The sequence below is a fragment of the Streptomyces albireticuli genome (assembly GCF_021228125.1).
GTDB classification, from domain to species: Bacteria; Actinomycetota; Actinomycetes; order Streptomycetales; family Streptomycetaceae; genus Streptomyces; species Streptomyces albireticuli.
This window is the reverse complement of sequence record NZ_JAJQQS010000024.1, coordinates 32,930-47,273: the sequence shown is the minus strand read 5'-3', so window position 1 is coordinate 47,273 and position 14,344 is coordinate 32,930. Positions and strand designations below refer to the sequence as shown.

The window sequence follows — 14,344 nt, the reverse complement described above, 5'->3', positions numbered from 1 at the left end:
GGGTCAGGGGGCCGGGGTGCGGGGGGTGAGGTGGAGGAGGAGGCGGCGGGGGCGGTGGACGGCGGAGAGGGGGGCGGGGCGGATGTCGGTGCCGGGGGCGTGTTCCATCCGCCAGCGCTGGGTGAGGGTGGCGAGGGTCAAGGCGGCCTCGGCGAGCGCGTAGGTGTCGCCCAGGCAGCGGCGGGCTCCGGCGCCGAAGCCGGTGAACTCGCCTCTGGGCGGCAGGCCGGGGCGCTCCCCGTCGGCCCAGCGGTCGGGGCAGAAGTCGGTGGCGCGGGGGTAGAGGGCGGGGTTGTGGTGGAGGGCGGGCGGGCTGATGACGAGCGTGGTACCGGAGGGCAGGTAGCGGCCGGCGAGGTTGAGGGGGCGGGTGGTGATGCGGGTGAAGAGCCAGGCGGGCGGGTACAGGCGCAGGGTCTCGCTGATCATCCGGTGGGTGCGGGGCAGGTGGGGCAGATCGCGGTGGGTGGGCGGGCGGCCGGCCAGGACGGTGTCGACCTCGTCGTGGAGGTCGTGTGCCACGCGGGGGTTGCGGGTCAGGGCGTACAGGGCCCAGGTCAGGGCGGCGGCGACGGTTTCGGCGCCGCCGAGGAGCATGGTGAGGACCTGGTCGTGGAGTTCGCCGTCGCTGAGGGCGGTGTCGTCGTCGCGGGCGGCGATGAGGGTCGACAGGAGGTCCTGCCGGTCCTGGTGGTGGTGGCCGGCCGCGGCGTTCTCGCCGGTGCTGAGGTAGTCGGCGATGAGGTGGTCGACGGAGCCGTGGAGGTCGGTCAGGGCGCGGGCGTAGCGGCGGTTGGCGGGGAGGGGGAGGCGCTGGAGGGGGGCGGGGACGAAGATGCGGCGGAAGAGGCCGGCGAGTGCGGTCTCGAAGGAGCGCTGGAGGTGTGCCACGTCGTCCTCGCCGACGCGGGAGGAGAACAGGGTGCGGGTGACGGTGCGCAGGGCGAGTCCGAACATGGCGGGGAAGGCGTCGATGATCTGGCCGGGCTGCCAGGTGGTGCTCAGGCGCAGGGCCTCGTCGGTCATGACGTGGGTGTAGGTCTCGATGCGGGTGCGGTGGAAGGCGGGCTGGAGGAGGCGGCGCTGGCGGCGGTGGTCGCGGTGGGGGCAGCTGCCCAGGCCGTTGCCGACGAGGTCGCGCAGGCGGGTGAAGAGGGGGCCGCCTTTGTCGTAGGTGCGGTCGTCGGACAGGACGCGGCGCAGGAGTTGGGGGTGGCAGGGGACGTGGGCCCGGACGCGTCCGAGGCGGATCTCGACGAGGTCGCCGTATTGCGGGAGGGAGCTGAGGAAGGGGATGGGGCGGTGGAGGAGGGGCCAGGCGTGGCCGACGAGGGGGAGGGCTCCGGGGGCGTTTGCGGCGGCGTACGTTTCGGGCATGGGCGGTCCCTCGGGCGGGGTGGTCTGCCGGTGGTGGGGCGGTTGGGTGCGCGGGGTGGTGTGGGTGGTGTGGAGCGGGTGGGAGCGCAGGGATCGCGCCGCTAGGTTTTCCGCCATTCCGGATGACCAAACTCGGGATTCTCCCGTTTTCTCCCACTCGTTACCTTCGGCGGGCCGCTAGGTGCACTCTTCTCACTCGCGGCAACTCCCCTGCTGCGGAGGGCTTTTCGCGGGCGCTCGCCGGGCGTGCCTCGCGCCCGGGGGGCTCGGGGGCGGGTGGGGTGGCGGGGCCCGTGCCGGGGGCGTCCCACCCGGGGGCTTCCTGGGCCGGGCGCCGCGGGGGGCTGCGTACGGAAGCCGGGGGCAAGGGCGGGAGAAGAGGGGTGCTCCCGTGGGGGTTCGTTCAGTGGCGGCGCGGCGCGGCGGCGCGGTGAGCGGGTTGACGGGCCGCGGGGTGTCCGGCTCCTGCCGGGGCCCGGGCCGCGGCGGGGCGTGCGGTGACCCGCGCGCGGCGGGAAGGGTGCGGCCCGGCCGCTGTGCCCGGCGGCCGCCGCGGGTCGCCGGGCACGGTCAGCCGGTGTCGCGTGGTTGCGGGAACCCCACCGGTACGCGAGAGGGCGCGCTCCGCGCGGGCAGCGGGCCTGCGCGCTCCGTCCGGGCAGGCGGCGGGGTGGACACCGCCGCTGCCGGCGCATCCCCTGGCCCGCCGTGTTCGTCAGCCGCGCGGCCGGTAAGGACCGGCGTACGGTTCGGGCGGCCGGCGGATCGCGTCCCGCGCGGGTGCCGTGCGGGGGCCGGGGGCGCGGGAGCGGGCGTTGCCGTGCGGGGCGGGCCGGTCTCGCGGCGGCGTCACCGGGCGGGGGGAGGTCAGGGTTCGTCGTTGGCGGTGCGTTCGCCTTCGGCCTGGGAGGGGGTGGTGCGGGTGGTGTCGGGGTGGTGGTGTTCCCTGGCCTGGGACTCGTCCTCGTCTTCCGGCAGGCGTTCGCCCTCGGCCTGTGACGGGGTGGTGTATTCGCTGATGACGCCTCCTCACGGTCGGTGCGTGTGCACGCGTTTGGGAGCGTAGCGCCTTGGGGCGGGGACACCGGGGAGCCGTGGGGGCGGTGTGGTCCGTTCAGGGGCATACGGGGGCCGGGGCGGGTGGGGACCCAAGGGTGCGGGCGCGGTGTGCGGGCGCGGTGTGCGGCCGGGCGTGGTGTGCGGGCGGGCGCGGCGGGCGTGGTGTGCGGCCGGGCCCGGGGTGTCCCGTGCGCCCCCGCGGGGGTGCGTCGCGGTGTCCCGGGCCCGGCCGGTGTGCCTGCCCGTGCTGTCAGCGGTAGGTGTACAGCCACCACTTGTGGTGTTCGTTCTTGCAGACGAAGTGGTGCCAGCGCCCGTGGTCCTTCCCGCGTTCTCCCGCCTTGTAGCAGGACTTGTAGGAGGAGTACGGGCCGTACTTGCCTGACGGCCGCTCCTGGAGCGCCGTGGCGCTCGCGCTCGCGGTGTCCTGCTGCGGGGCGGCGACCGCCGCTCCCGCCGCGCCGCCCAGCAGGAGGCCTGCCGCGGCCAGGGCGATCGCCGGGGCGGTCCGCAGTGTGCGTGTGTTCATGAGGGGTGTTCCTCTCCTGTGCCGGGCTCCCGGCCCCGCCGGTGTGCGGGGCGCTGGTGGTGGAGCGCCGGATTCCCAACGTAGGAGGGCCCGTGTCCCGGGCGCATGGGAGCGCGGCCCCATCGGGGTCCTGGCGGGGTCCTGCCGGGGTCCTGTCGGTGACGCGGATGGCGTAGGGCGTGTCGCGTGTCGCGCCGGGCCGAGCGTCGTTGACCGTGAAGAGGCTTTCGCCTCATTCCTTCGCCATCGAGTGATATCGAGATAAAGGATCAGTGATGCGTCTTTTCCGTCCTGTGATCGCCGCTCTCGCGGGCCTCGCCCTCGCCGTGGCCCTGCCCACGGGCACGGCGGTCGCCGCGAAGGGGTCGTTCTCCTGGGTGGGCCCCAAGGGCAAGCCCTTCTTCGTCGACAACCCGCCGGACGGCAAGTGCCTGACGATGAGCCAGGAGGCCCGGGGCGCGCACAACGGGACGGGGGTGCCGGCGACCGTCTACAAGGGGAAGAAGTGCAACGGCACGGCGCTGCGCCTGGTGCCCGGGGGGCAGGCTCCGCGTGGTTCCGCGTTCGGGAGTGTGAAGTTCGGCCGGTGAGGGGTGCCGCCCCGGGTCTGCCCGCTCCCGGCAGGGGTGCCGGGAGCGGGCAGGCCCCGGGGCGGCGGCGGGTGACGCACGGGCCGGTGACACACGGGCCGGGGCAGGAAGGGGCCGGGGGCGGACAGGGTCCGGTCCGGGTCCGGGCAAGCGTTGTGCGTCAAGCGCAAAGTTGCCACGGATGTAACATTTACCTCATGAGCACCGAACCGACAGGGCTCCGGGAGTCCAAGAAGCGCGAGACCCGGCAGCTGATCTCCGACCACGCGACCCGCCTGTTCCTGCGGCAGGGCTTCGAGCAGACGACGATCAGCGACATCGCCGACGCCGCCCGCGTGGCCAAGAAGACGGTCACCAACTACTTCCCGCGCAAGGAGGACCTGGCCTTCGACCACCACGAGGAGTTCACCGCCGGCCTCGCCCGCGCCCTGGCCGGCCGGGCCCCCGGGGAGACGGCGCTCGCCGCCCTGCGCCGCGACTTCCTCGACGCCGCCGGGCGCCAGGACCCCGTCGCCGGGTTCGCCGGCCCCGCCTTCACCCGCATGATCGCCGACAGCCCCACCCTCACCACCCGCCTGCGCGACCTGCACGACCTGCGCGAGGAGTCCCTCGCCCGCGCCCTGGCCGAGACCACCGGCGCGGCCGGCGACGACATCACGCCCCGCGCGGCCGCCGCACAGCTCGGCGCGGCCCACCGCGTCCTGTTCGGGCGCATCCAGGAACTCACCCTGGCCGGCCGGCCCCCGCAGGAGATCGCCGCGCTCGTCACCGAGGACGCCACCCGCGTCTTCGGCCTGCTCCAGCCCTCCCTCGGAAACTACGCGCCCGCGTGAGGCGCCGGGAGGAACGGGGGTGCGGCCGGGCCTCACGTATCTCCCGCGCACCGGCGGCCGGTGGCCGGCGCCTCTGCCCGGGCCGGCGCTCCGGAAGTCCCCAAAACACTGATCCCTTACGCGGGTTGCCGCAGTAGAGTGGCGGGGCGCACTGCGGTGCGCCTCCCCTCATGGATCGTCCCCGGTCCCCGGCCCTCGGGCCCGGCCCGACCCTGAGGAAGGCCGTCGACCGGGATCTCGGCGGCCGGTCTGAGGGGAGGCGCCCATGGGGCGTCGGAAGAAGCCGAAGCCGTCGATCCGGCAGCGTTGCGAGGACCTTCTGGTCCGCGCCGCGTGGAAGCTGGGGAGGTGGCTCAAGGGCTGACCTGAGCCCCGGTACATGAGGCTCAGGTCGATTCCCTCGGTTTCGACCGCAGGCTCCCGCCTATGGTTTCCCGGCCCTGGGCGGGGGCCTGTTCATGCCCCTCACGGTACCGGATCCGGTAACGGCGGCACACGGAACCGGAAGACCGGGCACGCCGGAGAGCGAACCCCGCGCGCCCGGCGGCCGCCCTTCAGTCCCAGCCGAGCTCGTAGTAGGTGTCCTCCAGGGTCAGCCTGAACGCGTAGGGGTGCCGGGCGCGGACGCGGGCCGTCTCGGTCTTCTGGTCGACGGGCCGGCACTCCCCCACTATCACCCGGGGCGGTACGGGCCCGCCCGTACTCTCCTCGCAGAACCCGCCGGCGCCGCCCGGGGCGTCCAGAAAGAAGCCGGCCTTGTCCTGGAGCGGGTCCTGCCAGTCCACCCGCGCGGTGACGGCGTGCTGCGCGCCACGGCCCCCGGCCGACCAGCGGTAGGCCAGCGACGGCGCGGGACCGCCCTTGCCTTCGGGTGTGTAGAAACGCAGGGCCGCGGCCGGCGTCTGCGTCGGCCGGTCGGTGCGCGGCGCGTCGCCGGTGCGTTCGCGGACGAGCGCGGTGACGGCCGCGTCCGCCTCCCGGATCCGGTCCTCGACCGCGCCGGTGGCCCCGAAGTACAGCAGGAGCATGCGGGTGCAGCGGAACCGGAAGGTGTCACGGCCGTGCTGGAAGGTGTCCTTCTCCCCCGCCTCGCACACATCCCGCTCCGCCTGCCGGTGGAAGACCAGCGCGGGGACACGCCGCCGGAAGGCCCCGGCCGCCGCCCCCGTCTCCCCGGCGCCGGCCGCCCGGGCCTGCGCGGCGGCCGGCGCCGACGCCTCCCTGCGGAGGTCCGCCGCGTCCGGGGAGGCCGGGGCACCGGGGGCGCTCGCGCATCCGGCGGTCAGCAGCAGCGCCACCGCGGCCAGGGCCCCGCGCGCGCTTCGGCGGGAGTGTCGTCGGGACATGGCCTCACGCTAGTGCGCGCCCCCGCGCGGCGGTGCGGCGGGCCCGCCCCGTACTCCGCCCCGTACCCGGGGTCCTGGTCGCCGCCCGTGCGCGGGCGGCGGGAAGGATGCCCGGCAGGGGGTGTGCGAGACGGTGACACGCACCGGTCACGCCTTCGGTAAGGAGGAGGCGCTGCCCGGTGAGGCGGCGGTAGCCGCGGTGCGGTTCACCGAACTCCTTAAGGGGCGCCGGGGTGTACGCGTGCGGGGCCCGGGAGATCCGCCCCCGGCCGGGATCCGTCGTACGGCGTTCTTCCGTACCCCTGAGTTCGCCTTCGGCCCCGATGCCGCCGGGCAGGAGCCGGGCCGGCGCTCCAGTGGGCGGAGTACCGGGAGTGGTACTGCCTTGCGGGCGCCTCCCGGAGCCGGCCACCGCGCCCTGGATCAGAAGTCGGGCCAGTCGTCCGAGATCACGATCCGTGCCACGTAGACGCGCGGGCCGTCGTCGCCCGGCTCGCCCTTGCGCACGTGGTACTCGGCGAGGCCGATGTCCCGTGCCAGCGGTACCGAGAACCAGCCCGGGCGCCCGGGAACCGGATGCGCGAGCGGGGGAACCGGATGCTCACGCAGCTCGGCCATCAGGCTCATCACCGCGGAGAACACCGAGGCCGACACTTCAGGGGCGAGCAGGGGGAAGACGGCCGGGGCGAGCCGGATACGGTCCTCCTCCTCACCGTCTCCCTCCCACTGGGCATGCTCGTCGCTCACCGGCTGTCAGCCTCACGCGCCGCCTGGGCCTCACGCAGGACCACGGCCGCCGGACGCCCAGGAGCCGTCCCGTTCTCGGCAGCGGTACGCAGTGGCTCCGGCAGCGGGTCGGCGTACATCGTGGCCCGCAGCCACCACCGGCGCAGCACGCCCAGCAGTTCGTGCTCGTCGGCCTGCCCCATCTCCCGGTAGAACTCCATCCGGTCCGCCGGCGGCAGCGCCTCCGCCACCCCGTTCTGGGTGCGTGGGACCGACGGCGCCCCGCTCCCGCCGGCGCCGTAGTGCACGGGTTGTACGCCCATCGGTGTGTGCCCCTTTCCGTCTGCCCCGAGTCTGCCCCTTCCGGCCCTCTCCGGTCGACCCGCGGCGGGGCTGCGCGCCGCAGGTGCCGGGGGTCCGGCGGCGGTACTCCCTGGTCTGGGACAACCGTCTGATCTGCGGGTTCGCCGTCCGGGTGGATTGGCGCGGGGCGTCAATCGGTGCGGGCCAGGGGGTGGTGGGCAGGCACGATAGGGGGATGAGCGTGAGCATCGACATCGCGGGGCTGCCGCAGGAGCGCATCGTCTTCGAGACGTCGCCGCTGGCCGAGCTGAACCTGGCACTGCACGCCCTGTCCGAGCCGGAGCACCACCCGGGGCTGCGCGGCTGGGCCTCGGCGACGGCCGCCTCGCTCGGCCGGGATCTGGCGGGGCGGCTCCACGAGGCCGATTTCCTGTGGCGCAACACCTTCTCCGACCTGTTCATGCCCTTCGCGGGGGTGCGCGGCGGCCAGGGGCGGGCCGGGGCGACGCTCGCGCAGGACCTGGACCTGCTGGACCGGCTGGACGACGAGCAGTTCGTCTCGGCGGCGCTGGAGTTCGCCTCCCTGGCCACCTACGCCACCGGCGGCCCGTCCCCGCTGACGGACGCCGGGGCCCGGGCCCGGGCGCTGGAGCTGGCCGCGGCCCGCGGCCCGCAGCAGTGGGAGTTCACCGGGCGGCTGCTGAAGGACCCCACCGCGGTGCGGGCATGGGTGCGGCGGCTGGTCGAGGACTGCGACGAGGCGTTCTTCGCGGACGTCTGGCAGCGGGTGCGGGGGGTACTGGCCGCCGACGTCCGGCACAAAACGGAGCTGCTGCGCCGTAAAGGGCTGGCCGAGGCACTGAGAGCGGTCTCGCCCGCGATGGTGCTGGAAGAGGACGCCGGCGGACGGCGGATCCGGGCGGACAAGCTGGCGGACTGCCAGGCCACGGCAGTCGATACGGCCGTGGGAGCGGGGCTGACATTCGTCCCCTCGCACTTCGCCTGGCCGCACCTGATGATCCTGCACCGGCCGGGCTGGCGCCCGGTCGTCCACTACCCCCTCGGCACGCCGGAGCTGCCCGCACCCGCCTCGGTAGAGGTCCTCAAGCTGCGCCTGGAGGCGCTGGCCCACCCGGTGCGGATGCAGCTGTGCCGCAGCACGGCCCGCTCCCCGCACACCACGGGAGAACTGGCGAACATCCTCGGCCTGAGCGCACCGGAGGTCTCACGGCACCTGTCGGTGCTGAAGAAGGCGGGGCTGATCGTCACACGGCGCCGTGGCCGGTATGTGCTGTATCAGCTGGACGTGAGAGCGGTATCGCGGCTGAGCAGCGATTTCCTGGAGGGCGTGCTGCGCTGACAGCACTTCCTCACCCCCCCCAGCTCCCCCCCCGGGGGGGGTGGTCAGATGTATTCGTCGGGCTCGCCGCCGTGCTGGTCCATCGGCCAGGCGACCCGGCATTCCAGGCAGGTCAGCCGCCACTCGCCGCTCCCGGTCCGCGGGTTCCTGGCGTGCGTGGTGATGACGGTGACGCCCTTGCACTTGACGCAGCGCACGGGAGGATTCGGCCGCCCGCCGGACCGGTAGGCGTCGGGGCCCATGATGTCGCCGTTGCTCATGGCGCCCACTGTGCCAGGCGGCAAGAGGCGCGCCCGCTTCAACTCGGCCCCTTTGCGGACGACTTGGGGATCCTTGTGGCGGGGCGGGGCTCAGCCGGTCTTGTGAGGCGGCAGGTCCGGGCGGCGGACCCCGGTCGGGGTGCGGGGGATGACGGCCCGTACGAGGGTGCCCTCGCCGGTGCTGGTCAGGGTCAGGCGGCCGCCGAGTTCCTCGGCGCGCTCGGCCATCGACCGCAGGCCCACCCCCCGGCCGCGGCGGTGGGCGGGCAAGCCCTGCCCGTCATCGCGGACCTCGGTGGTGACGGCCTCCTGCCCCGCGGTGACCGACAGGCGGGCGTGACCGGCACGGGAGTGGCGCACGGCGTTGTGGAGGGCTTCGGCCGCGATGCGGTAGACGGCGACCTCCACCGCCGCGGGCAGCCGCGGCAGCGGGTCGGGGTGCAGGGCGACGGTGATGCGCAGGGTGCGCCCGGCCAGCTGCCCGGCCAGCTGACGCAGGGCACGCGGCAGGTCGGCGCCGTCCAGGGCGGCCGGGGCCAGCCCGTCGGTGATGTGGCGCAGTTCCTCGATGGCCTGGCCGATGCCGGTGGAGACGGCGCGCAGCGGCAAACCGGCCCCGGCGTCAGCACCGGTGCCAGTGCCGGATCCGGAGCCAGTGCCGGATCCGGAGCCAGTGCCGGATCCGGAGCCTGTGCCGGAGCCGGAGCCGGTGCCGGTGCCGGAGCCGGTGCCGGTGCCGGAGCCGGAGCCGGAGCCGGTGCCGGAGCCGGAGCCGGAGCCGGAGCCGGTGCCTGTGCCGGTGCCGGTGCCGGTGCCTGTGCCTGTGCTGGAGCCGGTGCCGGAGCCGGAGCCGGAGCCGGTGCCTGTGCCGGAGCCGGAGCCGGTGCCTGTGCCGGTGCTGGAGCCGGTGCCTGTGCCTGTGCTGGAGCCGGTGCCGGTGCCGGAGCCTGTGCCGGAGCCGGAGCCTGTGCCGGTGTCGGAGCCTGTGCCGGTGTTTCCGGTGAGGCGGGAGCGGACGGCGTCGACCTGCAGGCGCAGTGCGGACAGGGTGGGGCCGAGGCCGTCGTGGAGGTCGTGGCGGAGTCTGCGGCGTTCCTCCTCGCGGGCCAGGACGATCTCCTCGCGGCTGGCCTGGAGGTCCTCGTACAGGCGCAGGGAGGCGAGGGCGGGGGCGCCGTGGTCGGCCAGGACGCGGACGGCTTCGCGGTCCTGCTGGTCGAGGGCGAGGGTGCCCGGGCGGGGCGGGACGAGCAGGCGTCCGATCTCCTCTCCCTGGTAGATCAGGGGGAAGGCTTCGCCGGTTTCACCGGTGCGGTGGGTGGGGGCGGGGGTGCCCAGGCGGGCGAGTTCGCGGGTGCCGTTGCGGGTGTGGACCAGGAGGGCCGCGGCGGGCAGCTGGAGGGTGTGCACGACCGTGTCGCACAGCAGGCGGGGGGCGGCGGCGGGGTCGACAGCGCGGCCGAGGCGGTCGGCGAGTTCACGGACGGCCTGGTAGGGCTGGGCCCGTTCACCGTAGTAGTAGTGATCGACAACGCGGGCGGCCCAGCGGCGGGTGGGGCGCAGCACGGTGGCGGTGGCGGCGGCGAGGGCGGCCAGGAGCTGGGCCGCGGGGGTCAGGGAGGTGGGGGCGGCGTAGGACAGGAGGATGCCGCAGGCGCCGTAGACGGCGGTGGTGACGTAGGTGAGGAGGAGGGCGGTCAGGACACGGCGGGGGGCGGGGGTCAGGGCGCCGGTGTGGTGGCGGACGTGGACGTGGCGCAAGGCCAGGGGCCAGAAGAGGGCGGCGAGGAAGTTGACGGCCAGGTGGACTTCTTCGCGGAAGTCGGCGAAGTAGTCGAAGAAGACGACCATGGCCCAGGGCAGGTAGGGGACGGCCAGTGCCCAGTAGGTGCGCTGGGTGACGGGTGAGCGCAGCCAGCGCACGGCCATGACGGCCAGGCTGACCGTCACGCACAGCAGGGAGACCCAGCGGTCGCTGTCCAGGAGCCAGGTGGGGACGAGGTCGGCGACGCGGGACCAGCCGTCGTGGTCGTGGGGGGTGACGGCGGGATGGGGGCGCAGGGCGTTGCGCAGGGCGGCGGCGGGTTCGGCCATGGTGTAGAGGGCGACGGTGAGGACGTAGGCCTGGCCCCAGCGGCCGGGCAGGCGGCCGTAAGGCAGCCACATGGGGATGGTCAGGAAGGCGATGCCGAAGGTGTTGAAGGAGAAGACGCCGAAGACTTTGGCGGCGTCGTGCGGGGGTGTGCCGGGGGCGGTACCGGTGCTGTAGATGAGGGCCCACAGGGTTTCGTCGAGGACGAGGAGGCAGCCGGAGCCCAGGAGGAGCCAGCCCAGGGGGCGTCCGGAGCCGCGGGCGACGAAGGCGGTGCCGGGCAGGGCGAGACCGAGGCCGAGGAGGACCAGGCTCAGGCTGGAGCTGATCTGGATGTTCTGGAAGGTGGGGTGGTCGAGGTGGGTGAGGACCAGGGTGGCCCACAGGAGGGCGGAGGCGGTGGTGGTGACGGCCACCGTGTAGGCGGCCCGGGTGCCGGAGGGTCTGCGGGGGCGGGGCGGAGCGTTCGGGGGTGAGGGGTTCGGGGGCAGGGCAGGGGGTGCGAGCGGAGGGTTCGGGGGCGGGGGGGGGTCGAGGGTGGTGTGGGCGGGGAGTTCGGGGGCGGTGTGGGCGGAGAGTTCGGGGGCGGTGTGGGCGGAGAGTTCGGGGGCGGTGTGGGTGGGAGGTTCGGGGGTGGTGTGGGGGGTGTGGGGGGTGTGGGCATCTCAGCCCTCCTCGCCGTGCTTCGGCCGTGGGGGCATCTCGGTCCTCCTCGCCCTCGCCCTCGCCGTGCTCCCGGCGCGGGGGGGGGCGCCGTGCCCGCCCGTGGGGGGTGGCGGGTGGTTCAGGGCAGGCGCTGTTCGGTCCAGACGGTTTTTCCTTCGCGGCCGTAGCGGGTGCCCCAGCGTTCGGTGAGCTGGGCGACGAGGAACAGGCCGCGGCCGCCTTCGTCGGTGGTACGGGCGCGGCGCAGGTGGGGGGCGGTGTTGCTGGTGTCGGAGACTTCGCAGATGAGGTGGGGGCCCAGGATCAGGCGGACGGTGACGGGGCCGCCGGCGGCGTAGCGGTAGGCGTTGGTGACCAGTTCGCTGACGACGAGTTCGGTGGTGAAGGCGAGTTCGCCGAGGTTCCAGGTGGCCAGCTGCTGGTTCATCAGGGTGCGGGCGCGGGAAGCGGCGCGGGCGTCGGCGGGCAGGGTCCAGGTGGCGACGTGGCCGGGAGGCAGGACGCGGGTGCGGGCGAGGAGGAGGGCGACGTCGTCGGTGGGGTGGGGCGGCAGGAGGGCGTTGACGATGGTGTGGGCGGCTTCGGCCAGGGTGGGGGCGGGGGCGGCGAGCTGGTGGGCGAGGCGGCCGAGCATGGTATCGAGGTCGTGGTCGGGGGTGTGGATGAGGCCGTTGGTGTAGAGGGCGAGGAGGGTGCCTTCGGGGAGGTGGAGTTCGGTGGTTTCGAAGGGGAGGCCGCCCAGGCCCAGGGGTGGCCCGGTGGGGAGGTCGGGGAAGGTGACGTGTCCGTCGGGGGTCATGACGGCGGGGGGCGGGTGACCGGCGCGGGCCAGGGAGCAGGAGCGGGAGATGGGGTCGTAGACGGCGTAGAGGCAGCTGGCGCCGGTGACCTGGTCCTGGGGGAAGTCGTGGCTGTTGGTCTCCTGTTCGGCGGCGAGGCGGTGGACGAGGTCATCGAGGTGGGAGAGGACTTCTTCGGGGTCGAGGTCGAGTTCGGCCAGGGTATGGACGGCGGTGCGCAGGCGGCCCATGGTGGCGGCGGCGTCGATGCCGTGGCCGATGACGTCCCCGACGACGAGGGCGACGCGGGCGCCGGAGAGGGGGATGACGTCGAACCAGTCGCCGCCGACGCCTTCGACGGCGCCGGCGGGGATGTAGCAGTGGGCGGTGTCGGCGGCGGGGAGGTCGGGCAGGTCACCGGGCAGGAGGCGGTGCTGGAGGGTGAGGGCGGCCAGATGCTGGCGGGTGTAGCGGCGGGCGTTGTCGAGGGAGACGGCGGCGCGGGCGGCGAATTCGCCGGCGAGGGTGAGGTCGTCGTCCTCGAAGGGTTCGGGGCTGCGGGAGCGCCAGAGGGTGAGCAGGCCCAGGACGAGGCCGCGGGCGGCCAGGGGCAGCATCATGACGGAATGGACGCCCAGGGCGGCGGCCTGGGGAGCGCGGTCCTGGGCGACGGTAGTGAGGTCGGCGGGGGTGCGCAGGCGGGGGGCGAGGAAGGGGGTCTGATCGGCGAGACAGCGGCCCTGGGGGGTGTGGGGAGCGAAGTGGATGAGGGCGCCCAGGGGATTGAGGGCGTCGGTGGCGTGGGGGACGTCGCAGGCCAGGGCGGTGCGGCGGACGGGGCCGAAGCCGTCCTGGGAGGGTTCCTCGCCGCGGCTGACAGGGTCGAGAAGATCGACAGTGGCGCAGTCGGCGAGGTCGGGGACCAGGACATGGGTGAGTTCGCGGGCAGTGGTGGCCACGTCCAAGGTGGTGCCGATACGGGTGCCGGCCTCGCTGAGGAGGTCCAGGCGCAGGCGGGCGCGGTGGCGTTCGGTGACGTCTTCGACCAGCTGGGTGACACCGAGGATGTGTCCGGTGGAGTCCTCCAGACGGAAAGCGGACACGGACACGAAACGGGCCCGGGCGGGGTCGATACGCAAGCGGCAGGACTGCTCGGTGAAAATGGTAGGGCGGCCGGTGGCCAGGACCTCGCGAAGGCGGTCCTCCGCGGTACGGGCATCCTCGGGAAGCAGGAAATCAGCCATGCGGTGACCACGCGCCTGATCGGGGGTAAGGCCGCCGATGCGGGCCAGGGCCCGGTTAACGCGCAGGATACGCAGATCGGGGGCATGGACAGCGAGGCCGACAGGTGAACGGCGGAAAAGGTTATCCAGGACGGAACGGTCGGTCTCCCACTGAATGACGTCCTGGGCGGGCGCGCCGACCAGGAACCATTCCGGGCCGGCCCCGGCACGGGTAACCAGGCGGGCCCGCAGACCCAGGTGCATGCGGTGACCGTCACGGTGCAGGACGGGCAGGAGACCGAACCAGCCCGGGGTACGCAGACACACCGCGGCAGCGCGGGCGGCCCGGCCACGGTCACCAGGATGAACAAGGGTCTCCAGAGCGGAGCGGCCCAGCACATCCGCGGCACGGTGCCCCAGCAGCATCTCGGCCCGCCGGCTCCAGCCCACGACCCTTCCCTGATAGTCCAGTACAGCCGAGCCGGCACCGGCGACCGAGAACGGGTCCTCGGGGCTCTCAGGAAAGAGCGTCATCGGTTCATCGTCCGTCACATCCTCCACAGTGATGGGTAGGAAGCACGAGCGCTTGCCGACCTCTACACCATCCAGGGAACACCCCGGAGGGCGCGGAGAGGGCGCGGCAGGCGGGGAGGGGGCGAGGGGGCGCGGAGGCACGGCGGGGATGAGGGGGCGGTGGGGGCGAGGGGTGTGGTGGGGGTGGAGGGGTCCACCGGGCGGTGACCGCCAGTCCGCACAGATACTGAGGGCTGACGGTCCAAGGCCGTCCTCTTGCGGTTGACCCTCGCCCTCGGATTCCGGCCGACGGCGGGGGCCTCTTTTCTGCATCCCGGCGAGGCCCGGTTCCGGGCCGGCCTTCGCCAGCTTCCACACCGCGGCCTGCGCAGGTACCCCGCGATGCGGCTTTCTCCTCACACGCTATCTTGACGGGCCTGCCCCGCGCGAGTACCGGCGAGGATCCGGGCCGGGACTCCACGCGGACCGTGCGGATGAACTCACGCCGACCGGCCCATCGGCCGGCACACCGCGAAACAAGGCAGGCTGACGCGCTCGGCCCGCGCCCGGCGCAGGGGCGGCGGCCTCGACCGTGGCGGTCCCGGCGGCGACGTCGGGGCCGCCGGGTCCGGGAGGCTGGACGACCTCATGGCCGCACGCCGACCGGTGTGTCTCCTAAGTTGTATGC

Annotated in this window: 11 protein-coding genes; 3 read left to right on the top strand and 8 right to left on the bottom strand. The window is 74.1% G+C overall.

What is annotated here, in order from left to right:
- Nucleotides 1–3: 3 nt before the first annotated feature.
- Together LUZ64_RS32480 and LUZ64_RS32475 are read right to left on the bottom strand one after the other, a co-directional pair.
- Nucleotides 4–1,377: a cytochrome P450 gene (locus LUZ64_RS32480; RefSeq protein ID WP_232390514.1), complete on the bottom strand. Its 1,374-nt coding sequence runs from the start codon at nucleotides 1,375–1,377 to the stop codon at nucleotides 4–6.
- A gap of 1,309 nt (nucleotides 1,378–2,686) precedes the next feature.
- Nucleotides 2,687–2,965 carry a hypothetical protein gene (locus tag LUZ64_RS32475; RefSeq protein WP_095582059.1) on the bottom strand — a complete coding sequence of 93 codons (279 nt, stop codon included), beginning with the start codon at nucleotides 2,963–2,965 and terminating at the stop codon, nucleotides 2,687–2,689.
- A 275-nt stretch (nucleotides 2,966–3,240) separates the two neighbouring features.
- Here LUZ64_RS32475 and LUZ64_RS32470 point away from each other — a divergent pair, with 275 nt between their 5' ends.
- Together LUZ64_RS32470 and LUZ64_RS32465 are read left to right on the top strand one after the other, a co-directional pair.
- The gene (locus tag LUZ64_RS32470) at nucleotides 3,241–3,555 is read left to right on the top strand and encodes a hypothetical protein (protein ID WP_095582058.1); all 315 of its coding nucleotides are present in this window, start codon (nucleotides 3,241–3,243) and stop codon (nucleotides 3,553–3,555) included.
- A 197-nt stretch (nucleotides 3,556–3,752) separates the two neighbouring features.
- Entirely contained in the window at nucleotides 3,753–4,388 is a 636-nt protein-coding gene (locus tag LUZ64_RS32465) for a TetR/AcrR family transcriptional regulator (protein WP_095582057.1), read from the top strand.
- Nucleotides 4,389–4,942: 554 nt separating this feature from the next.
- On the opposite strand, the gene LUZ64_RS32460 is transcribed toward LUZ64_RS32465, so the two are convergent.
- From LUZ64_RS32460 to LUZ64_RS32450, 3 genes are all read right to left on the bottom strand, one after another.
- Nucleotides 4,943–5,734: a hypothetical protein gene (locus LUZ64_RS32460; protein WP_143593217.1), complete on the bottom strand. Its 792-nt coding sequence runs from the start codon at nucleotides 5,732–5,734 to the stop codon at nucleotides 4,943–4,945.
- 423 nt (nucleotides 5,735–6,157) lie between these two features.
- Entirely contained in the window at nucleotides 6,158–6,481 is a 324-nt protein-coding gene (locus LUZ64_RS32455; RefSeq protein WP_095582055.1) for a hypothetical protein, read from the bottom strand.
- Complete coding sequence (locus LUZ64_RS32450) at nucleotides 6,478–6,783, bottom strand: hypothetical protein (protein WP_095582054.1); 306 nt, start codon at nucleotides 6,781–6,783, stop codon at nucleotides 6,478–6,480. The genes LUZ64_RS32455 and LUZ64_RS32450 overlap by 4 nt, the downstream gene beginning before the upstream one ends.
- A gap of 221 nt (nucleotides 6,784–7,004) precedes the next feature.
- Between LUZ64_RS32450 and LUZ64_RS32445 the strand changes: the two genes are divergently transcribed.
- The gene (locus LUZ64_RS32445) at nucleotides 7,005–8,123 is read left to right on the top strand and encodes a DUF5937 family protein (RefSeq protein WP_095582061.1); all 1,119 of its coding nucleotides are present in this window, start codon (nucleotides 7,005–7,007) and stop codon (nucleotides 8,121–8,123) included.
- A gap of 44 nt (nucleotides 8,124–8,167) precedes the next feature.
- Here the strand turns inward: LUZ64_RS32445 and LUZ64_RS32440 are convergent, their stop codons facing one another.
- The 3 genes from LUZ64_RS32440 to LUZ64_RS32430 form a co-directional block, all read right to left on the bottom strand.
- Nucleotides 8,168–8,383 carry a hypothetical protein gene (locus tag LUZ64_RS32440; protein ID WP_232390515.1) on the bottom strand — a complete coding sequence of 72 codons (216 nt, stop codon included), beginning with the start codon at nucleotides 8,381–8,383 and terminating at the stop codon, nucleotides 8,168–8,170.
- Nucleotides 8,384–8,473: 90 nt separating this feature from the next.
- Nucleotides 8,474–10,891, bottom strand: a complete 2,418-nt coding sequence (locus tag LUZ64_RS32435) for a sensor histidine kinase (RefSeq protein WP_232390516.1) — start codon at nucleotides 10,889–10,891, stop codon at nucleotides 8,474–8,476.
- Between the two features lie 368 nt (nucleotides 10,892–11,259).
- Nucleotides 11,260–13,677 carry a SpoIIE family protein phosphatase gene (locus LUZ64_RS32430; RefSeq protein WP_232390517.1) on the bottom strand — a complete coding sequence of 806 codons (2,418 nt, stop codon included), beginning with the start codon at nucleotides 13,675–13,677 and terminating at the stop codon, nucleotides 11,260–11,262.
- Between the last annotated feature and the right edge of the window lie 667 nt (nucleotides 13,678–14,344).